This window comes from Rossellomorea sp. LjRoot5 (genome assembly GCF_964253455.1).
GTDB lineage: Bacteria > Bacillota > Bacilli > Bacillales > Bacillaceae_B > Rossellomorea.
Window position 1 is genome coordinate 2285247 of the sequence record NZ_CAXUQN020000001.1, and the last position, 18843, is coordinate 2304089.

At 40.5% G+C, this 18843-nt stretch carries 26 protein-coding genes; 6 read left to right on the forward strand and 20 right to left on the reverse strand.

Translation table 11 applies throughout. The features are described 5' to 3' along the window. Positions 1-24: 24 nt before the first annotated feature. The 4 genes from ACSQ2E_RS11775 to ACSQ2E_RS11790 all read right to left on the reverse strand — a co-directional run bounded on the left by ACSQ2E_RS11775 (position 25) and on the right by ACSQ2E_RS11790 (position 3355). Positions 25-525, reverse strand: coding sequence for a CBO0543 family protein (locus tag ACSQ2E_RS11775; RefSeq protein ID WP_435990705.1), 501 nt, complete (start codon positions 523-525; stop codon positions 25-27). A gap of 89 nt (positions 526-614) precedes the next feature. After that, on the reverse strand, positions 615-1643 hold the full coding sequence (locus tag ACSQ2E_RS11780) for a serine hydrolase domain-containing protein (RefSeq protein ID WP_435990706.1): 1029 nt from the start codon (positions 1641-1643) through the stop codon (positions 615-617). Beyond that, positions 1640-2185 carry a GNAT family N-acetyltransferase gene (locus ACSQ2E_RS11785; RefSeq protein WP_435990707.1) on the reverse strand — a complete coding sequence of 182 codons (546 nt, stop codon included), beginning with the start codon at positions 2183-2185 and terminating at the stop codon, positions 1640-1642. The genes ACSQ2E_RS11780 and ACSQ2E_RS11785 overlap by 4 nt, the downstream gene beginning before the upstream one ends. 156 nt (positions 2186-2341) lie before the next feature. Further along, complete coding sequence (locus tag ACSQ2E_RS11790) at positions 2342-3355, reverse strand: S66 family peptidase (RefSeq protein ID WP_435990708.1); 1014 nt, start codon at positions 3353-3355, stop codon at positions 2342-2344. 261 nt (positions 3356-3616) lie between these two features. Between ACSQ2E_RS11790 and ACSQ2E_RS11795 the strand changes: the two genes are divergently transcribed. After that, positions 3617-4930, forward strand: a complete 1314-nt coding sequence (locus tag ACSQ2E_RS11795) for a D-alanyl-D-alanine carboxypeptidase family protein (protein ID WP_435990709.1) — start codon at positions 3617-3619, stop codon at positions 4928-4930. A 103-nt stretch (positions 4931-5033) separates the two neighbouring features. Then, a complete protein-coding gene (locus ACSQ2E_RS11800; protein WP_034759385.1) occupies positions 5034-5426 on the forward strand; it encodes an SET domain-containing protein in 393 nt (130 codons plus the stop codon). Between the two features lie 123 nt (positions 5427-5549). Here ACSQ2E_RS11800 and ACSQ2E_RS11805 read toward each other — a convergent pair whose 3' ends face one another. From ACSQ2E_RS11805 to ACSQ2E_RS11835, 7 genes are all read right to left on the reverse strand, one after another. Beyond that, positions 5550-6371 carry an EcsC family protein gene (locus ACSQ2E_RS11805; RefSeq protein ID WP_435990710.1) on the reverse strand — a complete coding sequence of 274 codons (822 nt, stop codon included), beginning with the start codon at positions 6369-6371 and terminating at the stop codon, positions 5550-5552. A 64-nt stretch (positions 6372-6435) separates the two neighbouring features. Next, a complete protein-coding gene (locus ACSQ2E_RS11810; protein WP_435990711.1) occupies positions 6436-7704 on the reverse strand; it encodes a hemolysin family protein in 1269 nt (422 codons plus the stop codon). Positions 7705-7746: 42 nt separating this feature from the next. After that, entirely contained in the window at positions 7747-8157 is a 411-nt protein-coding gene (locus ACSQ2E_RS11815; RefSeq protein ID WP_435990712.1) for a MerR family transcriptional regulator, read from the reverse strand. 168 nt (positions 8158-8325) lie between these two features. Beyond that, positions 8326-8805, reverse strand: coding sequence for a YjdJ family protein (locus ACSQ2E_RS11820; RefSeq protein WP_435990713.1), 480 nt, complete (start codon positions 8803-8805; stop codon positions 8326-8328). Positions 8806-8926: 121 nt separating this feature from the next. Beyond that, a complete protein-coding gene (locus tag ACSQ2E_RS11825; RefSeq protein WP_435994507.1) occupies positions 8927-9442 on the reverse strand; it encodes a nucleotidyltransferase family protein in 516 nt (171 codons plus the stop codon). A gap of 224 nt (positions 9443-9666) precedes the next feature. Further along, positions 9667-9831, reverse strand: coding sequence for a hypothetical protein (locus ACSQ2E_RS11830; RefSeq protein ID WP_435990714.1), 165 nt, complete (start codon positions 9829-9831; stop codon positions 9667-9669). An 80-nt stretch (positions 9832-9911) separates the two neighbouring features. After that, the gene (locus ACSQ2E_RS11835; protein ID WP_435994509.1) at positions 9912-12044 is read right to left on the reverse strand and encodes a peptidoglycan D,D-transpeptidase FtsI family protein; all 2133 of its coding nucleotides are present in this window, start codon (positions 12042-12044) and stop codon (positions 9912-9914) included. 369 nt (positions 12045-12413) lie between these two features. Between ACSQ2E_RS11835 and ACSQ2E_RS11840 the strand changes: the two genes are divergently transcribed. Further along, positions 12414-12794, forward strand: coding sequence for a sporulation protein (locus ACSQ2E_RS11840; RefSeq protein ID WP_435990715.1), 381 nt, complete (start codon positions 12414-12416; stop codon positions 12792-12794). Positions 12795-12850: 56 nt separating this feature from the next. On the opposite strand, the gene ACSQ2E_RS11845 is transcribed toward ACSQ2E_RS11840, so the two are convergent. The 4 genes from ACSQ2E_RS11845 to ACSQ2E_RS11860 form a co-directional block, all read right to left on the reverse strand. Continuing rightward, positions 12851-13561 (reverse strand): nucleotidyltransferase domain-containing protein, encoded by a 711-nt coding sequence (locus tag ACSQ2E_RS11845; RefSeq protein ID WP_435990716.1) that lies wholly within the window; start codon positions 13559-13561, stop codon positions 12851-12853. A gap of 97 nt (positions 13562-13658) precedes the next feature. Then, positions 13659-13799: a hypothetical protein gene (locus ACSQ2E_RS11850; protein WP_435990717.1), complete on the reverse strand. Its 141-nt coding sequence runs from the start codon at positions 13797-13799 to the stop codon at positions 13659-13661. Positions 13800-13837: 38 nt separating this feature from the next. Then, positions 13838-14008 carry a tRNA U-34 5-methylaminomethyl-2-thiouridine biosynthesis protein gene (locus ACSQ2E_RS11855; protein WP_435990718.1) on the reverse strand — a complete coding sequence of 57 codons (171 nt, stop codon included), beginning with the start codon at positions 14006-14008 and terminating at the stop codon, positions 13838-13840. A gap of 15 nt (positions 14009-14023) precedes the next feature. Further along, positions 14024-14227 (reverse strand): hypothetical protein, encoded by a 204-nt coding sequence (locus ACSQ2E_RS11860; RefSeq protein ID WP_435990719.1) that lies wholly within the window; start codon positions 14225-14227, stop codon positions 14024-14026. A 234-nt stretch (positions 14228-14461) separates the two neighbouring features. Here ACSQ2E_RS11860 and safA point away from each other — a divergent pair, with 234 nt between their 5' ends. After that, positions 14462-15091, forward strand: coding sequence for a SafA/ExsA family spore coat assembly protein (gene safA / locus ACSQ2E_RS11865; RefSeq protein ID WP_435990720.1), 630 nt, complete (start codon positions 14462-14464; stop codon positions 15089-15091). A gap of 205 nt (positions 15092-15296) precedes the next feature. Here the strand turns inward: safA and ACSQ2E_RS11870 are convergent, their stop codons facing one another. The 3 genes from ACSQ2E_RS11870 to ACSQ2E_RS11880 all read right to left on the reverse strand — a co-directional run bounded on the left by ACSQ2E_RS11870 (position 15297) and on the right by ACSQ2E_RS11880 (position 16868). Next, positions 15297-15482 (reverse strand): hypothetical protein, encoded by a 186-nt coding sequence (locus ACSQ2E_RS11870; RefSeq protein WP_435990721.1) that lies wholly within the window; start codon positions 15480-15482, stop codon positions 15297-15299. A 127-nt stretch (positions 15483-15609) separates the two neighbouring features. Next, a complete protein-coding gene (locus tag ACSQ2E_RS11875) occupies positions 15610-16245 on the reverse strand; it encodes an FMN-dependent NADH-azoreductase (protein ID WP_435990722.1) in 636 nt (211 codons plus the stop codon). A 197-nt stretch (positions 16246-16442) separates the two neighbouring features. Further along, complete coding sequence (locus ACSQ2E_RS11880) at positions 16443-16868, reverse strand: DUF1801 domain-containing protein (RefSeq protein WP_435990723.1); 426 nt, start codon at positions 16866-16868, stop codon at positions 16443-16445. 344 nt (positions 16869-17212) lie between these two features. On the opposite strand from ACSQ2E_RS11880, the gene ACSQ2E_RS11885 reads away from it, so the two are divergent. Further along, on the forward strand, positions 17213-17350 hold the full coding sequence (locus ACSQ2E_RS11885) for an FbpB family small basic protein (RefSeq protein WP_435990724.1): 138 nt from the start codon (positions 17213-17215) through the stop codon (positions 17348-17350). Next, positions 17350-17736, forward strand: coding sequence for a sporulation protein (locus ACSQ2E_RS11890; RefSeq protein ID WP_435990725.1), 387 nt, complete (start codon positions 17350-17352; stop codon positions 17734-17736). Before ACSQ2E_RS11885 ends, ACSQ2E_RS11890 begins: the two co-directional genes overlap by 1 nt. Before the next feature lie 35 nt (positions 17737-17771). Here ACSQ2E_RS11890 and ACSQ2E_RS11895 read toward each other — a convergent pair whose 3' ends face one another. Then, positions 17772-17912 (reverse strand): hypothetical protein, encoded by a 141-nt coding sequence (locus ACSQ2E_RS11895; protein ID WP_435994700.1) that lies wholly within the window; start codon positions 17910-17912, stop codon positions 17772-17774. Between the two features lie 360 nt (positions 17913-18272). Next, entirely contained in the window at positions 18273-18842 is a 570-nt protein-coding gene (locus ACSQ2E_RS11900) for a TetR/AcrR family transcriptional regulator (RefSeq protein WP_010025395.1), read from the reverse strand. Position 18843 lies beyond the last annotated feature (1 nt).

Below are 18843 nucleotides of genomic sequence, written 5' to 3' on the forward strand. Positions count from 1 at the left end.
CTCCAAAAAGAGGTTCACCGTTTTTCATAATACATGATAGTCGAAGCTGATTAAAAGAAAAGTCACCACGAAAATGGATGCAATAAAGGCTTTTATAGGATTCAGGTAGTGAAGGCGTAGCATTGGGAACATAATACAATAAAAAAGTATCGTCCACCATAGATTCCATCCTTCAAAATATTCTATGGAATCGGTTTTCCCCGCAGCCCATTCAGTCAATGTTGCAACACCGATATATTTCAGATAATAGACAATCTTGATTCTCCATTCTTCAGGATAATGGCTCAAGAACAGAATGACAAGGCAAGGATAAGCAACCATTGTATAGAGCGTATCCGTCACAAACATATTGACAAAAAATCCGTCTAATTCCCACACGGCCTTAACTGTATAGCTGAGATACTGATAAAACATATTGAAAAAACTAAAATAGTAGATGGTGGGAAGAAACTCCCTCCACCTACTCCAAGATCCCCATTTCAAGGAACTAAGAACAATCAATACAATCACGGCAATATGAAACATGGGATCCCCCCATAATATGATACAAATGATTGGTCATAGTGTACCCTTCTATATGGAAATTCATTCCCAAATTCGATTTTGGGTTAGTGTCACATCTGTTTGCTGTCCGTAAATAAATCCGCTACTTTGTTGCTGAACTCTCTTAAATAATGAAGATAGTCCTCCCCACCGTAGTTATAGCGCTTATTGTACATCTTTGCCACCACAATGTTTAAAGATGGGATGACAAGAAGCGTCGGTCCCGTTACTCCAAGTATTTGATACGATTCACGGGGTACCCGTTCCCCCATTTCACTTCTCGGCCGTGCTTCTCCTTGTACATACCAGAATAGACCGTTATCTGGAAGGGACTCGTCATGATAAGCAACATTTTGGATCGAGGTAGATAACTCGATTACCTGGGATGGAACAATCTGTTCGCCTTTCATCCTGCCCTTTTGCAGGTGCAGTTGTCCCCATAGGGCAAACTCCCGCGCGGAAACGAATAGATTTTTTTCTGTACCATCATTGGTCGTGCCCAGTCCTGAAAGAGACGGTTCCGTTACTTCTACGATAATGTTCACAAGGTTTGCGTCGGGTTCTGTCCGCCAGCCCGTTTCTTTTAATCCGATACGTGAAAATATCCGTTCTTCCAATAGCTGAGGGAACCCTTTTCCGTAAAGTCGCTGAATCAATTCGGTCAAGATCTCCACTCCGATGTTACGATAAGCCCAACCGGTTCCGGCCTTGAATTCTCTGTACCATTGGCCCTTCTCATCGATATGAAGGCCGTGGGAATGAGTGGCAAGGTGCCGGATGGTCGTATCCATCACTATTTCAGCATCCAATTCAGGCATATACACAGAAATCGGATCGTCAAGACTTTCAATGTATTTGTCATATAATGTAAAGGAAACGGCAAGTCCTAAATAGCTCTTTCTGGCAGAAGCCACATTGAATTGTGAATCAGCCTGGACAATCCTCGCATCCTCTTCGTGGGAGTGGCGTCCACTATAATGCTCTACCACTACATGATTATCTTTAAGGATATAGAGTGCGCCGGCAGAGCTTCCATTTTTATCTTTGATTTCTTCCACCCAGGAAATCAATTCCTCTGCACGGTGTTCGATTTCCTTCACTCTCTTCCCCATTCTTCCGCTAAAATTCCATAAACAATATGATCAACATAGTGATCGTAGAGCCATTCCCTCTGTCTCAGCTTCCCTTCCTCTACAAATCCAAGTCTTTCCGGGATGCTGCGGCTCCGTTGATTAAATTCAGCAGCAGTTATTTCGACTTTATTCATTTTATAATAATCAAAGGCGTAGCTCGTCAACCCTTTTGCAACGGTCGTCATGATTCCTTTCCCTTGATAGCCCTCACCCAGCCAATAGCCGATATAGGCGACTTTATTGGACCAATTCAGTTCATTGAAACCCGCAACACCGACGATTTCATTTTGATAAACGATCGCAGTCGTCAAACTCTTATTATTGGCAAATCCTTGCCGGGTCGCCTTAATGAACTCCCTTGAATCCTCCACCGTTTTAGAGTAGTCCACCCAAGGAAGCCACTCGCGTAAATAGGAGCGGGATCCATCTGTCAGTTCGAATAACCTTTCTGAGTCTTGTAGTTCAAAAAGTCTTAATTCCAATTTATCGTTTAATTGATAGGTAAACATCTTCATTGCTCCTTATCTTTGTTTTGTAAGATTATTGGTATTCATGAAACTCATTACCACTTCTGTGAAGTGGTGTGTTAGAGGGACGGACCTCCATACATATAATTATGGTAAACTGCTACTGCTTCATGAAGGTCCGTCCCTCTAATGGAATGTTTATCGGAAGGTTTGCGTTACCTTCCCTTTTCCATTCTGGACTTCTACTTTTCCGTAAGCCCCATTGATGAATGTAATCTGGGGCGGCTGATGACCACAGTCGATATCATAGACCACAGGGATTTGTAATTCGCTTTCGATTTCAAGATAAACATCTTCTGCTGTATAGCCGTCCACTGGAGTATTAGCGGCACTTCTCCCGAATAGCAGCCCTGCAGAATGCTCTAACCATCCTGCGAGTTTCATTTGTACGAGTGTCCGGCGTAAATCTGCCGTATTTATCTCACAGTTTTCCAAATACCAAATGATCGGCTCATCGACAATATGTTTCTTTCTGAATGAAGCCACATCCCCGAATGGTGTCCCGATAAGGTTTCTGATCACATCGATGCAGCCTCCGAGGAATCGGCCTTCCATTTCTACCTTCTTGTCCCCGACGGTTTTCCAGAACGTGGGCTCAGTTAAATGAAATACATATGGTGAAGGCTGTTCATGATTCCATTCTTTTTGATACTTCTGGGAAGATAATTGGGTGACCGAAGAGCCTTTTTCTGTGTAAAGGACATTTTCCCATTGTTTCGTTGTCGGATCAGTAGTTTCTCCTCTCAAGTCAATGAGGTTGGTCCCATGTGCCGTGGCCATCCCTGTCTTTAACGTTAATGCAAGTAAGAGGGCACTAATATCGGAATATCCAAGCACCCACTTAGGCTTGATTTGTTGAAAGTCGATTAAATCGAGGACTTCTATGAGGAGCTCTCCTCCCCAGGGCGGAATGATGAGTGAAATCGAATCATCCTGAAGCATTCTATTTAATTCGGCTGCTCTTTCCGTTGCCGGAGCAGACTTTGCTTTATGCTGCTTCCAAACGGTTTCACTACACTCTAAGGTGTACCCTGCTTCTTCCATTTTAGCTATCGCTTTCTTCAGTAAATCGTGGAGCTCATGTGGCACGCCAGAAGAAGGTGCGGTCAAGCCCACAGTAGAATGTTTCGTAAGTAATGGATATGTAATCATCTATATCCCCTCCCAGTGGTTTACCCGATTTTACCAGAATGGTAGAGTGGGGACAAGAATTTTTTTCCATTTTGAGGGACGGACCTTCTCCATTCATATTAAGGTAAACCCAGATTGATAGATGAAGGTCCGTCCCTTAGAACAACAATTATTTACAATAATTTGAACGAATTGAAAAGGTTCGTGGGTTTTGGGGTGTTGGGGAGGTTTGTATGGTAGAATGATTTGGTTGCGTAAAATTGGTTTTATGGAGGTACTATTTTGGAAAAGAAGACGGTGAAACAAAGCCTGGCGGTTTTGATGATATCATGTATGGCCATGACGCCTTTTCAGCAGACGGCGCATGGTAAATCAACAGTAGAAATCAATGCAGATGCTGCAATATTAGTAGAAGCAGATACAGGAAAGATTGTTTATAGTGAACATGAAGACAAGGCACTTGGTATTGCGAGCATGACGAAAATGATGACGGAGTACCTTGTGTTAGAAGCGATTGAAAATGGGAAAATAAAATGGGATCAAACGTATAAAGTAAGCGATAAGGTTTATCAATTAGCTAATGCCCCTGGATTAAGTAACGTTCCATTGAGAGCTGATGAAGAATATACGATAAGGGAATTGTACGATGCCATGGTCATCAAGTCCGGCAATGGGGCCGCAATTGCGCTTTCAGAGGTGGTGGGTGGTTCTGAAGGGGAATTTGTGAAGATGATGAATGCCAAGGCGAAGGAACTTGGCTTTGAACATTATCAATTCGTCAATTCCTCCGGGCTCAGTAACTACGATATGCTGGGGATGTATCCTGAAGGAACAGATGTGAATGACGAAAATGTGGTGTCAGCGGAAGATATGGCAACCCTTGCCTATTACCTCATTCATGATTTTCCGGAAGTATTGGAAACATCAAGTCTCACTTCTAAAGTATTCAGACCTGGGACGAGTGAAGAACTGGTCATGAAAAACACAAATGGCCTATTAAAGGGGAAATCCTATCATTACAAAGGCGCAGACGGTCTGAAGACCGGCACGACTCCCTTCGCCGGCTCTACCTTTACCGGGACGGCAAAAAGAAATGGGGTCCGTTACATTACTGTCATTCTTGACGCCAAGGATGAGTACGGCCAGCCAAGCAGTGCAGAGCGATTTATTCAAGCAAGGGAACTCCTCGATTACGGTTTCGATGAGTTTAAGACTGTAACCTATGACTTGAATAGCATCGAAAAGAAAAAGAAGCATACCATACCGGTTCCGAATGGAAAGGAGCAGGAAGTGACAATTAAGGTCGACAAACCCCTCTCTATCCGCTTAACGGATGAGGAGGAGGACAAGGTAGAAACCACACTGAATCTCGATGAAAAAAAAGTCAACAAGGATGGGTCCCTTCAGGCTCCTATTGAAAAAGGAGAAAAAATCGGGGAATTGGTTATCGATACAAATGAAAAAGAAGAATATATCTTTGACAAGAAGTCCTCAGCTTATAATGTGGATGTTTATGCTGCAGAATCCGTAAAGAAAGCGAGCTGGATTGTCCGAAGTGCACGCGGCATTCAGGATTTTTTCGGTGATCTCTTCTAACGGATAGGATACCCGTTAATGATTGGGCTAGATTTAGTGTTTGCTTTTCTATCCCGTTCGTGTCAAACTTATTTAGTCAAGGATTTAGAAAGCAGGTGGCATAATGATCGAAGTGAAACTATCGTCTCTTAGCGACGGAGATCTTAATCGTGGAGTTTTTGCAAAAAGAGATATAGCCAAAGGAGAACTGGTTCATGAAGCACCAGTCATCCCTTACCCAAACGAGGAACATGAGCATATTGAGAAGACGTTCCTGGCGGATTATGTATTTGAATACGGAATCAACCACACAGCACTTTTATTAGGATACGGAATGTTGTTCAACCATTCATATACACCGAATACGGTTTACGAAATCAATTTTGATAATCATACTTTCGACTTTTATGCTTATAAAGATATTCAAGCCGGAGAAGAACTGCTTATTAACTACAATGGCGAAGTGGATAATGATGAACCGCTTTGGTTTAATAAAGATAAGAACGAAGAAGAATAATGAAAAAGGGACTTCCAAATTTGGAGGTCCCTTTTTTCATTTATAGGGGGACGGACCTCTATAAATACTCCGAATATGATCAAGAATAAGCATAAAACCTGAATTCCTCATAAAAATAGCAGGTTAAATTGAGGTCCGTCCCTCTTTGAGCTTCGTGAGGATCCTTCTTTTTCGGTAGAGCATTCGACCGGTCTCCCCTATGTCTTTGATCATGGATTTGTTGATGAATGAGCCGAAGAGGATACCGGCGATGGGAACCATTTGAAAGAGTTTTTTCCATCCGAAGTTGTCACGAAAGCTGACCATCACTTCCCTCCAACCCTGCAGCTGGGACAGGGTTTGCTCTCTTTTATCCTTCTTCTCCCCATTAAAGTCTTCGAGTTCTTGTAGTATAGCTTGTTTACCTACAATGTCCGATGAAACAAATTGGAGGCATTTAATAATAAAAATACGCTCTTCTTGATCATTGGGATTATAACCATAGCACAAAGCTATTTCTTGAAGGGTTTTTAGTGATATTCCCAGAATGAATGGGATATCGATACTTAATGTCAGAAAACCACCGATCCCTGTAGTGGCCCCTTGAGTCATCGCCACCTTTTTCCTCAAATCCACAATTCCTTCGCTCACTTGATCCATGTAGGCAAGTGGAAACTCTTCAATTTTCTTTAAAGTTAAATCAGAATCTCCCGTTTTTTTGATGAATCGATTTAAGACCTCCTTCTCACTTGTCAGATGACTTCCACCTTTTTGTATGTAGCTCCCTATCTCATCCAAGGCTTGACCAATTTTATTATGTACCATTTGAGGGGTGATCCGATCAAGAATCATAAATGGAATCCTGCCGAGTTTCTCCCAGAACCACAATCCTTTTTGATCATCAGCCCATTCATTGACAATCTCAAGTTCCTTTAATAGGACCTCTTTCGTTTCTTCTTGACTCATGATACAGCTCCTTTCGATTACGTATAAAAAAAACAGGCATCTAAGCCTGTTTTTTTAAATGTAATTAAACCAAGTCTCCGGTTTTTTCTTCTAAAATCTCAACTTTAATTGTGCGCACCCGGCGGTTATCCACTTCTTCGACGCTTACCTTCAAGTTTTCATAATCAAAGCTGTCACCTTCTGATGGAAGGTCTTCAAAGCTTTCAACGACCCATCCCCCAATTGTATGGTAAGAGCTTTCAGGCTCTGGTACGTCGAGTAACTCTGTAAATTCATCCAATTGATATTGGGAATCGAATCTATACTCTTTGTCACTGATTTTTCTCATGGAATGTGTTTTTTCATCTTGCTCATCCCAGATTTCCCCTACAATCTCTTCCAGGATATCTTCAAGGGTGATGATTCCTGTGGTTCCACCAAATTCATCTACTACAATGGCCATATGCACATTGTTCTTTTGAAGCTTAGTAAGAAGTGAAGAGATCTTAACCGATTCAAATACAAACATCGGTTCACGAATCAATTCCCGAATGTTCACTTCACCGAACTTAATCAAGTGAGTGAAGAACTCTTTTTCCGAGAGAATTCCGATAATGTTATCAATATGATCCTCATATACTGGAATCCTCGAAAACCGTTCTTCAAAGAACATTTCTTTGATTTCTTCTATCGGCTGATTCACCTCAACGGCCATCACATCGATCCTTGGGGTCAAAACCTCGGTTGCAAGGATATCATCAAAGTCCATGGAGCGGTGAATCAACTCCCTTTCTTCTTTATCGATGACTCCTTCTTCTTCACTAATATCAAGCATCACCTTTAACTCTTCCTCTGTGACAGACGGCATTTCGTGATCTTTCGAGAAGAATTTCGATACCAACTCCTTTAATTTAATAAAAAAGAAGTTGATCGGTGTAAGGACCTTGATTAAGAAAAATAGCACGCCGGATATGGTCAGGGAATATGTTTCTGCGTTTTCTTTGGCCAATGATTTCGGGAGGATTTCTCCGAAAATCAGAATTAACAGCGTCATGACAAACGTACTGATGACAAGACCAGTGTTCCCTCCGAAAATATCTGTCGCAAGCTTTGCTGAAATACTTGCTGCCGCGATGTTCACGATATTGTTTCCGACTAATATCGTAGACAGGGCTTTATCAAAATTCTCAGCAATATAATGCGCTTTAATGCTTCCTCTTCTTCCTTCAGTTACGAAATTCTTAAGTCTGATCTTGTTCACGCTTGAGTAAGCCGTTTCCGCCGATGAGAAAAAGGCAGATAAAAGGATTAATGCTCCCAGTAATACTAATGAATTCAGTGGTATATCGTCCAAAAAAAAGTCACTCTCCTGTAATTGCTTATCTATTATGCTGGATTAACCAGAAAAAACCATTAATGTCTGAAATAATGCCAAAGCCTGTGGGGAAACCTGCTTCAACATGCGTTTGCGGTCTTCATCCCCTAGTGTATCCAACGCCTGCAAGACTTCATGTAATTCATTATGCAAATGCTTCATTTCATTTCGTATATGCTTTACCTGCTTTTCAAGCACGGATTGATCGACCTGATTGGACTTCAATAAAATCATACGATCTTTGATTTCATGTAAGGTCATTTTCATCTGTTGACATTGTTCAATCAGTTTCAGATCGGCTAATGACTCTTCATGATAGTATCGATAATTATTAAGGGACCGGTCGCACTTCAATAATCCCATTTTTGTGTAATAGTCTATGGTTCGCTTGGATACTTCACTTATCTTCGACAGCTCGCCTATTCGATACAACTTCCCAAGTGATCACCTCTAGAGTAGTATACTGCATTTTAATAAAACCGTACAGTTAAACGTTACGGTTTAGGGACGGACCTCAAAAATCCATCTATTTTAGGGGTGTAAATGCTTTATAACAAAGGATTCGCCCTGAAAAAGCGTGGTGTTTTGAGGTCCGTCCCTCTATTGGTTGAAAGACCTTTTTAATCGTAAGTATGGAAATGCATGAATGACGCACGCTGCTACTATCATCACTACTCCCACCGATAGGAACAACCAAAATAATGTGTTTCCACCCGCAGTAGGTGATGAGGAAATGACATAACTTAATGTAAGGTAGTTTACGCCAAGTAGAGCGAGGGAAATCAGGAAACCTCTTTGTTTAAATAACCTAAATCCAACCAGTATGAAAAGATAACTGGCGCTGATTATCATCATCCCCGGGTAGAGTGGCGAGAACTTCGCTGCATATACAAAGAAATCCAGGGCTACAATATCATTTGTACCCGTTACACTTCCATGAACTATCTCACTAAAGGGAGCCGAATACCTCCATTCCCAGGTATGATCCAACAACGCACTCCCTTCATACCAACTAACCAGAGTCGAAAAAACGAGTACAAGCAATCCTATTCCTGCTTGTGACCAATATTTAATGGACATAACCTTCTCCCTTCCTTTGAGGGACGGACCTAAATAATTGTTCAGTATTATGATTGAAATCGTTTCATATCAAGGGATCCACTCTGACAGAAGGTATCTAAATTGAGGTCCGTCCCATAATTTAGATACCGTGAACTTTCACCTTTGGCCACTTTTTATCCCATTGCTTTTCCTGCACCCTTTTTTCATAAATGGAAGACAGTGCCTCTTTTTCTTTAAATGGTGGAGTCGGCTTTATTTGTAGAGAAATCAAGTCTTCGATCCCCCAAGGCGCTGCCAAGATAAGCTCATTCTTCTCGTTCAGCTTCAGAGCGATAGAGGTAGCAGTCTCCGGAAAACGGGAAACGGCATCAATCGTGGAGGTATATGGCTCTTCTCCATTTTTAATATGCATCCTTGCCTGGTTTTTCACAGACCATGGTTCGGAGGGAGCTTCCCCCTTTAATCGGGATTCTAAGTATTTTTCAAAATGTTCATCTGTATTGGATGCATCGAAGTACACGACATCAATATCCGGAAGGGTCGTTTTGTTTGAATACCCATGCAGTGTATCCCACACTTTTGTCCTTACGAACCCTGCGCAGACCCACCAGTCAGGCAGGTTCAGTTTATGTGCTGTTTTAAGGAGTTCCATCATCCAGGAATCTTGTTCAACGAGCTCCAAAATATCATGTTCTGACTTGATCACATTCTTCTCTCCTTGTTCATATTTAAATACTTTGAAGACCTCGATTGACCATGAAATTTGATTCATTTACCTTTATGTATTGGTTTTAGGTACAACCTTTATGTATTGGTTTTAGGTACAACCTTCAAAGTTATCAATAAAAATGCCAGGAAAATGTTCCTGGCATTTTCCAATCACTGCCCACCGTTAAACCAGCTGCTCGCTTTCACACGTTCTTCTTCCTGCAATTGCCTTTCGTGGCAATTACCGGCTTCGAATGTATTTTGGGAGAACCTACGTCTAAGAAGACTACTTATTATACCGAACACAACAGCAATTCCTATAATCCACCATAGCACGTGCACTACACCTCCATAAGGAATACTTTCCTTACATTAATTTACGTTTGAAGAAGCGACAGGTTTCATATTTGAAAGAATTATTCTTCTGTTGTTTCTGGATCTTCTGTGTTTTCAAGCTTATCAGCATTACGGACTTTTTCTTCTGTTGAAGAGTTATAGTAGCCTTGTTTTTCATATTGCTTTTTTAATTCGAAGTATTTGTCCATGACGCGTTTGGCGATGGTTTTGTTTACGTATGGATCTTTGTCTTGATGTGAATAGGGTAAGACTACAGAGAATGCTATTTCTGGGTTATCATATGGCGCATATCCAATTAAAGTCGTATTGTAGGTATCAAATTGTTTTTTCTGCTCTGGACTATAGTAAAATGCTTCAGCAGTACCAGATTTAGCTGCTGCATCATATGGTGCATTTCTGAAATTATTGGCAGTACCTTGGCTACCATGTGCTACCTTATAAAATCCTCTCTGTACTTGCTGAATTTGTCTTTCGGTTGCATCGATTCTATTCAGAACCTTAGCCTCATTTTCATAAATCAAAGGCCCAACTTTGTCTCTTTCCTGACTGGGTTCCCTAACTTCTTTCATTAAATGAGGTTCCATCCTGAAACCTCCATTAGCTATTGTGGAGGCATACTGAACAAGCTGCATGGGAGTATATAAATCGTATTGGCCAATGGCGAAATCCATTAACTTACCTGGCTCTCGTTCTGTTCCTTTTAATCCCTCCACTTCTCCAGGGAGGTCTATACCAGTCTTGACGCCAAGTCCAAATTGGCTATAGTAATTACGCATGGTATCAAATGCTTTTGGGTCCATATCGATGGGCTGGTCCTTCCTATATACACCACCTGCAATTTTTATCGCAGTTTTAAACATGTATGCGTTTGAAGAAATCTCCAGTGCATCGATATCATTTAAGTAAATGGGTCCTCTTGAGAGGTTAAACCATGATCTTTTAACTGGAGTTCCCTTTATGGCAATTGCCTCGTCATACAAAACCTCCCCAACATTCAACGCTCCAGTCATATACCCTGTCAACACAGTTGCACCCTTTACAGCAGATCCTACACCATATTCAGAAGTATACGTTCCTAAAGCATAATCCTGCAATTCCGTCTTTCCATTTTCATCCTTACCATACTTCTTTCCTACCATGGAGAGGATCTCACCTGTGTGCGGGTCCATCATGACGACAAATGCACGGTCCAGGAATGGAGATTCCCAATATTTCGAGGCTTGTTTGCTAAGCTCTTCTTCAACAATCTTTTCAATTTCTTTCTGGAGCTGCAAGTCAATTGTTAATACGACATCCTTACCACTATGTCCTTCGCTTACAAGCTGTGTATCAAGGACGCTACCATTTTTCGTAATGTACTCGATTTCTTCTTTTTGTCCTTTAAGGATGTTTTCATATTCAGATTCAAAATAACTCGTTCCAACCCGGTCATTTAAAGCATACCCTTGAGCTTTATATTCTTTTACAAGTTCGCTCGGCAGTCCTTGTTGGGAGGTGGATACCCTGCCTAGAATTGTTCTCAATGTACTATCATTCACATACTTCCTTTCCCAGTCCGTAGTGACGTTTACACCGGGCATTTCAGATAAACGTTCGCTCACCCTCGCCATTTCTTCCATAGATACATCTTTATTTTTGATGATTTGGGGACTAAGTGCATATCCCGTATTGAATTCACGGAAAATGGCGAGTACTTCTTCTTCCTGTTTCGAAAAAGAGTCGATATCCTTTTTAGTGATCCTCTCAAGCTGCATTTCGTAAATCTTTTTGTTCCTTTCATCCTCAGCCATGTCTTCATCATCTTCCAGCTTCTTTATTTCTTCTTTTGAAACAAGCTTTTCCGCTTGATCAGGATGAGTCAGAAGCCAGAAATCCTGCCGGTCACGATCGGTAATTTTATTTGGGTCCATTTCAATCAATTCAGCTAATTTCTCTGCAACCTTTAGCATATCTTTAGGCTTCGTCGTTTGCGTTCTCGTGTACGTAATGGCATTCAGTGGAACGTTGTCGACGATGACATTCCGGTAACGGTCATAAATTTTCCCTCTGGGAGGTGTTCCATTATGGGATTTTACATTTTCTGTTCTTGCGACTTCTGCTTCATAATGGTTTCCCTGTACAATTTGTACAATTCCAAGACGAAGAATCAGAAGTGAAAATAGAAAAAAGACCGATATAAACAGTAAATTCATTCTCAATGGGACATGGGTTTTTTTCTTTTTCTTCTTTTCCTTCAATTTGTATAACCCCTTTTAAGCTCGTATTTTACCAAAATATGATAATGTTCTAGTCTTATTTTATAGAAAATTCGACTATATTTCTACCTCTATATGGAATAAATCCCATTTACCTTACTTCATTGGTTATTGATGGTGAAATATAGGGGTTAATATGCTTATATGGTATGTTTTAGGAACTGCGAAAAATGTCGAAGAAGGAGTATAGACAAAGTGGTTCCGTTTATTTAGAATATAGTCGTATTCAAAGCGATATTAATGAAACCAAAGCTCTCCTTAATGCGTAGAATTGGTAACTAGATGATTGAGAGGTTGAAGGCTGTTATGTTTAGCAAACTGATGTGCAGGTTCGGTATTGGTGCTACAAAGATTGATTTGGTATTGAATAAGAAGGAGTTTCGCCCAGGAGATGTTATCAAGGGTGAATATGAACTCACCGGCGGACGGGTAGAGCAGAAGTTAAAAAGGATTGAGACAGATCTTTTACAGTATGACGATAATCGTTCTTCTGTTCTTCATCAAAATACCATTCTAAGCTCATCAACGATGAAAGCAAACGAACAACGCACCATTCACTTTTCGTGCAGGCTTTCAGATGCATTTCCACCAAGCAGTGAGACGGTTTCTTATAAGTTCGTCACCCGACTTGTCTTTGACGATGGTGTCAACAGCGTCGATCACGATGAATTTCAGATTCTAGTATAATGATATCCATGTGAGCCCTTCTATTCGGAAGGGCTTTTGAATGTTAAATAGTTTAATTATCTTTTTCCTACCGAAAACCCTTCAAATAATCTTCCACCATGTGTCTGGAGAACCGAATCGACCAGCCTCACGACGTCCTTTTTCTCATCTTTCCGATAGAATTGCTCGAAAGCATTTACATATTCCTCGGTAAATTGCGGGTCATACTCTTTTAATGCACGGACGATCCACTTTGAAGAGCCTATCCAATGATGATTCGTCCTGAGCACAAACTCATGAAGTAATTCCCCTATGGAGTTCGCGATGAAAATGCTTTCCCCTCTATTCGTCGAGCCGATAAAATCTTCAAGGGCATCCGTGAGAAAATATCTCTTCATCCGAATGGTCTCCGGTGACCACTCAGGAGGCCCGTCTTTCAAAATGGTAGTCGCATCTAGCTTGATTGTGTCGATGATTGCGTGGTCAATGAGTGGAATTCCTTCTGATACCATCTTTTGTAAGGAGGGTCGGGCCCGTTGGTAGTCCGATTGGAAATAGTGACGGAGGGTTTTCAAATTATGTACGAATAGTTCTATCGGCCATCCATGACAAATAAGGGATTCTCGGTATTCAGATTGGAGGTGTTCATCGATGACTACAATATCAAGATCCGAAGTTGCTGTCTCTTCTCCTCTCACGACGCTTCCACTGAGAAGTGCCGCTTGACAGGTTGGGAAATATTCGTGGATGAATCGTTTAGCTGCTTCAATTGCTGGTGGTCTTGTCATCGGAAGTCTTCCTTTCTCCCCTGATGATTAATTCTTCCAGGTCCAATGCGTGATTTACCATATAGCCCGGGTAAACTTCTCTTTGGGGATCATCTACTTATTTATTAGTTCCTTCAGAATAAAAAAACTGACGGATGGTCTCATACACTCCTCTTTTATAAGCGACTGAGTGATCGAACAATGTATCACCCAGATCAAATAATAATAAATCATAGTTTTTCAGTAATAGAGGCTTCATTTGTGTATACTTCCTTTTCACTTTTAAAAATCAAGCTGTCAAATTGACTCCGTAAATTCTTCTCTTTCTTTCCTCCTCCCTAAACTATGTCCGATCACGATTCCTATGATCAGGATAAACAGATAATCTGTTTCAAAACCTTCCGTGAGAAAACCCGTGATTCCCCATCCCGCGATGGCCCCAAATATGACTAAGAAAAGGGATTTCATATCATTTCATCCTTCCTAATAGAATCCGACCATCGTGAGGAGTCCGACTCCGATGATGGTGGTCAATCCACCTGAGATCATTGCAATAAAAAGAGTTCGTATTTGTCGCGTTTCAACCCAAATACTGAAGGCAACCACTATGGTGAGGATGATCCCGAATAAAACAGCCGCATATGGATTGGACGGGGCTAAAAGGTCGTTCCAATTCAACCAGTTCATTCACTACACTCCTTTAGTATGTATCTCGGCAAATTAAACATAAGTAAAACATATTATAAAATAAGTATATCAAAGGAAGACCATATTATGGGAGTTATTTATTCTTTTTGTGATTATAAAGTAACCGGTTTATTATCCTAGTAAAATTTACTATATGTTGATTAAACGGGTTTCCTTACATGGTGGTAACAACTACCTGTTTTAAAATTAACAGAATTATATTTCAATAGAACTATGAAAACTTTAAAACTTTTATCAATCTTATTGTTGTCTGTCACTTTTGTCATTGGATTTGGAAATTCTTCAAAGGTATCCGCTGCAGGTACCTATACGGTCACTTACGGGGATACGATGTGGAAAATTGCCGTGAAACATCAGGTTGGTGTATCAGAATTGATTTCAGCAAATCCCGGGATCAGTAACCCTAATGTGATCTATCCTGGTCAAAGTGTAAATATTCCTGGAGTAAATGCCACTGCTGAAAGTTATACATATGAAGTAGTGAAACTCGTAAACAACGAGCGTTCAAAAGTGGGTTTACCCCCATTGAAGGAAAATTGGGAGTTGGCCAGGGTAGCGCGATATAAGTCGGAAGACATGATTGCGAAGAACTATTTCAGTCATACATCCCCGACATACGGGTCCCCATTCCAAATGATGAAGGATTTCGGGATTTCCTACCAAGCAGCAGGAGAAAATATCGCTGCAGGTCAAAGGACTCCAGCTGAAGTTGTAGAAGCGTGGATGAACAGCGAAGGTCATAGAAAAAATATCCTCTCCCCGACATATACAGAAATTGGGGTAGGTTATGTGAAGGGTGGATCATACGGTCATTATTGGACTCAAATGTTCATTAAAAGATAATAAATGAAAGCCGATGACTCTGGTCCTGTACCGGGGTTTCTTTTTAATATCCTCAATACAAACGGTTCATTAGGGGTCCACATTGATTAGTGCAATGGTAGTAAGAGTCATCAGAAATGGTCTGAAATCTTCTGTGCCCTTGCTACTCCCGGTTATTATAATGAACTGGGGGAGCATCAATTCCATTGATGCCTCCCTCTCTCATTTAATAAGTACTTTGGCTGGTTTCAAGAATAACCGTGAAGCCGTTGTCATATGTAGATATGATCTCTTGAACATAAACGGCATGCGTTCCTAATTCTTCCCTCTTTTGGGTCACGATTGATTGTAACAAGGATGCGAGTGATTCATCTTCCCCTAATTCAATATCAATAAACTCTTGATCCTTCATTATCTCAACTCCCTATCTTGTCTCTATACGAATGAAACGTCTCTGGAGTTTCGTATTTTTTTAAAAAGTTGCAAATAAATGGAAATATAAGAAAAAGAGCCAACGTAATCGTTGACTCCCTCTATTATTAAAATGTATGTGCTAAATCTTTTGCTCTTGCAATGGCATTCTCTTTGATTTCAGCCGCTTTATCAGGCATTGCTGCATGTCCTTCTACAAATAATCCTTCAAATGAAGGAACGCCATAGAATTGCATCATTACTTCCAGGTAGCGGTGTCCCATTTCCATTGCCGCTGCCGGACCCTCTGAGTAGATCCCTCCACGTGCTTGAATATGAAGAGCTTTTTTATCAGTCAGAAGTCCAACCGGTCCCTGTTCCGTATATTTGAAGGCTTTACCTGCCACTGATACAGAGTCAATATAGGCTTTCATTACTGGAGGGAATGAGAAGTTCCAAAATGGTGTAACGAAAATATATTTATCAGCTTCGACAAACTGATCGGATAATTCACCGAGTCTGCCAACTTTTGCTTGCTCTTCTTGAGAAAGTTCTTCGAATCCTTTACCCGATTGCAATTTACCCCAGCCGCTGAATACGTCAGCATCGATTTGTGGGATGTTTTCCTTGTATAAGTCCATAGTAACAACTTCGTGACCTGGGTTTGCTTCTTTATACGTATCGATAAACGTCTTCCCTACAGCCATGCTATAAGATTGTGTATCATCGTGTGGATGTGCTGTAATATATAATACCTTTGTCATGTTGAATCGTCCCTTTCTGTATGTGAAATGATCCTTATCAAGGTTTTGGAATGATTTGAAATCATGTATCTTGAACCATGATAGTCTTAATTCAAGATTAATAATATAGGATATTAACTTGAAACACAAATAAAATGCTTCCAATCAAAAAAAATAAGGAATTAGTCACATGAACGAGACTGATTCCCTATAAAAATTTAGTGATCTTCAGGATACGTTTGTTGTAAAAAGTTCACAGACTGATGAATCAATTGCTTTAACACCGTTTCGTCAACGTCTGCTACTTTATTTATGTACACACACCCCTTACCGGATGTATGCTTCCCGAATGACTCCAGGAGCTTCTCTCTTTCAGAGTCACCAGTGGCAAAGTATAAGCTTATCTTGGATTTTCTCGGTGAAAACCCCACTAATGGGGCATCTCCCTCGTGGCCGGTTTTATATTTATAATGATAAGAACCGAATCCGATAATACTTGCCCCCCACATCTTTGCTTCAAATCCGGTTGCTTCACTGAAAATATCCAGTAGCCTATAAGCATCCTCCTTTTTTTTAGGATTTTCCACTCCCTCAATAAATTCAATGACGCTCTCATCATTTTGTTTTGTTTTCAATTCATACATATGACCAGCTCCTTTTTCCTTTTCTTCCTAACCCATTATTTCTCTTTTCACTCTGGTGATTCCTGCATTGGGTTTGATATAATGAAAGATCCAAGTATCTCATATCAGTTGACATCTATCCCTGTATCAATTATGATGGTCTCATAATTTAATATTCTCCTAAAGGGGAGTAGCTGTAACAATAAAGTCGTCATTACAGAGTGCACGCTCTCGGCTTTATTGACAACCATGTTGTTAGCGAGACCTTTACCAGTTGGTGAAGGCTTATATATGTCCACAAAAGACCTTTACCAATGGTAAAGGTCTTTTCTTTATTATTTCACTTTGAAAGGAAGTAATGGACAATGAAAAAATTAAAATCAAACCTCTCTCAATTAATAGAAGAAAACAAAGAAGAAATAATAAGAAATCGACGGGAGATGGACAAAATCGACGAAAAAATCGATAAGAAATATACAACGGTGAAAAAGGAGCATGCCTAATGATACTGCGTAAATACATGTCCCTCTTCGGTGTCGGGTCTGCGAAGATTGATCTTGTGCTGCCTAAAACCTCATTTAAACAAGGAGAGCTCTTGCGCGGTTACTTCTTTTTAGAAGGTGGCATCATCGAACAAAAGCTGAGGAGGGTTGAATGTGATTTGGTCATGATTGATAAGAATGGAAAAGAAGAGAAACTCATTGATTCGACCACTGTATTAAAATCGGATATCATCAGGGCAGATGAACGTAATAAACTGTCATTTACCTACCGGATTCCCCAAGGCGTCCCTTGTTCTCAAGAGGGCGTCCGTTACTTGTTCAAGACGAAGCTGACGTTTGACCAGGGTGTTGAAAGCGTGGATGAAGATTATATTTCAATTGTATAGAAGAATGGCTCGCAATCGTCTGCGAGCCATTTTTATCAAGTGTTTTCTTTCTTTATGTCCTCAAGTAATGCAATGATCCTTTCATTCTGTTCAATCATCGTCTGATTCTGCTTCCTGAATTTAGTGAAATCAAACGAGAAGATGAGAAGAAACACAGCTAAAACCATGATCATCAATTTTAGTCCCCCAATCTCATTGATTCTCTTTATATTTAAAATAAATCAGCTCGGGATCTCCAGGGTCCAGGTTTTCAATCGTTCCGCTTGAAGTGTATCCATTCTTTTGAAAAACTTTTTGCATCCCGATGTTTGACTGATTAGGGGTGGTACCAGCGAAGCTGTCACAACCCGCAATAAGGAAATATCAAGATTTTTAATACTACTAACACGTATACCCCCATCCTGTTTTGGATGGGGGTTAAATGATGTAGAAATTTTTATAAAGGGTACTTTACCTTTAGCTTATTTACTAACGCTCCCGTAAAACGTAGGGGGAATCTCCCTTTGTTTTTTCTTTACCTCCGTTCCTTATTAAAATTAACTTGCTATAAAAGCCTTCAAAGAATTCACATATCCGTTTAACAGTTCTTCTTTATTCTTTGCTGGGAGCTTATAATAAGGTACTTCCGAAGGGAAAGTTAGACTGCTGAGGAGAATGCCCCCTATTTGATTGGCAAGGAGACCTATGTCCGGTTTATCTTCAAGTCTAGCGAAGTGTATATCCAATCCTTTTTTAAGCCCGTTATAAATAATAATCGGAAAATTAATATCTTCAGCTAAATGGCCCATAAAACTTTCGGCTAGAAGTGTTTTGGCAAGCTTTCGATTTTTTGACAGAGCCGTAAGCCGATCATCAAGTATGCGCCTTAAAAAATCCTCTGTCTCCGGTTCTTCTGCAAACTTCATGACTTTTGTATGGAATTCATTCTCGAGTGCTTTTTTCACCACGGTCTCAAACAGGTTCTGCTTAGTGGAAAATTTGCGGTAAAGCGTCACCTCAGCCACATCTGCCTCCTTGGCGATTTCCTGTGTTGTGGTCTGGAGAAATCCTTTTTTGATGAATACTTTGATTGCCGCATTCAAAATCTGGTCTGTTTTATCTCTCATA

Coding starts and splice junctions, on each gene's coding strand:
- ACSQ2E_RS11855 (WP_435990718.1), bottom strand. CDS start 14,008: ATGAAATCCCTTTTCTTAGTCATATTTGGGGCCATCGCGGGATGGGGA.
- ACSQ2E_RS11845 (WP_435990716.1), bottom strand. CDS start 13,561: ATGACAAGACCACCAGCAATTGAAGCAGCTAAACGATTCATCCACGAA.
- ACSQ2E_RS11840 (WP_435990715.1), top strand. CDS start 12,414: ATGTTTAGCAAACTGATGTGCAGGTTCGGTATTGGTGCTACAAAGATT.
- ACSQ2E_RS11860 (WP_435990719.1), bottom strand. CDS start 14,227: ATGAACTGGTTGAATTGGAACGACCTTTTAGCCCCGTCCAATCCATAT.
- ACSQ2E_RS11800 (WP_034759385.1), top strand. CDS start 5,034: ATGATCGAAGTGAAACTATCGTCTCTTAGCGACGGAGATCTTAATCGT.
- ACSQ2E_RS11805 (WP_435990710.1), bottom strand. CDS start 6,371: ATGAGTCAAGAAGAAACGAAAGAGGTCCTATTAAAGGAACTTGAGATT.
- ACSQ2E_RS11870 (WP_435990721.1), bottom strand. CDS start 15,482: ATGAAGGATCAAGAGTTTATTGATATTGAATTAGGGGAAGATGAATCA.
- ACSQ2E_RS11885 (WP_435990724.1), top strand. CDS start 17,213: ATGAAAAAATTAAAATCAAACCTCTCTCAATTAATAGAAGAAAACAAA.
- safA (WP_435990720.1), top strand. CDS start 14,462: ATGAAAACTTTAAAACTTTTATCAATCTTATTGTTGTCTGTCACTTTT.
- ACSQ2E_RS11850 (WP_435990717.1), bottom strand. CDS start 13,799: ATGAAGCCTCTATTACTGAAAAACTATGATTTATTATTATTTGATCTG.
- ACSQ2E_RS11835 (WP_435994509.1), bottom strand. CDS start 12,044: ATGAATTTACTGTTTATATCGGTCTTTTTTCTATTTTCACTTCTGATT.
- ACSQ2E_RS11875 (WP_435990722.1), bottom strand. CDS start 16,245: ATGACAAAGGTATTATATATTACAGCACATCCACACGATGATACACAA.
- ACSQ2E_RS11790 (WP_435990708.1), bottom strand. CDS start 3,355: ATGATTACATATCCATTACTTACGAAACATTCTACTGTGGGCTTGACC.
- ACSQ2E_RS11900 (WP_010025395.1), bottom strand. CDS start 18,842: ATGAGAGATAAAACAGACCAGATTTTGAATGCGGCAATCAAAGTATTC.
- ACSQ2E_RS11890 (WP_435990725.1), top strand. CDS start 17,350: ATGATACTGCGTAAATACATGTCCCTCTTCGGTGTCGGGTCTGCGAAG.
- ACSQ2E_RS11820 (WP_435990713.1), bottom strand. CDS start 8,805: ATGTCCATTAAATATTGGTCACAAGCAGGAATAGGATTGCTTGTACTC.
- ACSQ2E_RS11785 (WP_435990707.1), bottom strand. CDS start 2,185: ATGTTTACCTATCAATTAAACGATAAATTGGAATTAAGACTTTTTGAA.
- ACSQ2E_RS11825 (WP_435994507.1), bottom strand. CDS start 9,442: ATGATGGAACTCCTTAAAACAGCACATAAACTGAACCTGCCTGACTGG.
- ACSQ2E_RS11880 (WP_435990723.1), bottom strand. CDS start 16,868: ATGTATGAATTGAAAACAAAACAAAATGATGAGAGCGTCATTGAATTT.
- ACSQ2E_RS11775 (WP_435990705.1), bottom strand. CDS start 525: ATGTTTCATATTGCCGTGATTGTATTGATTGTTCTTAGTTCCTTGAAA.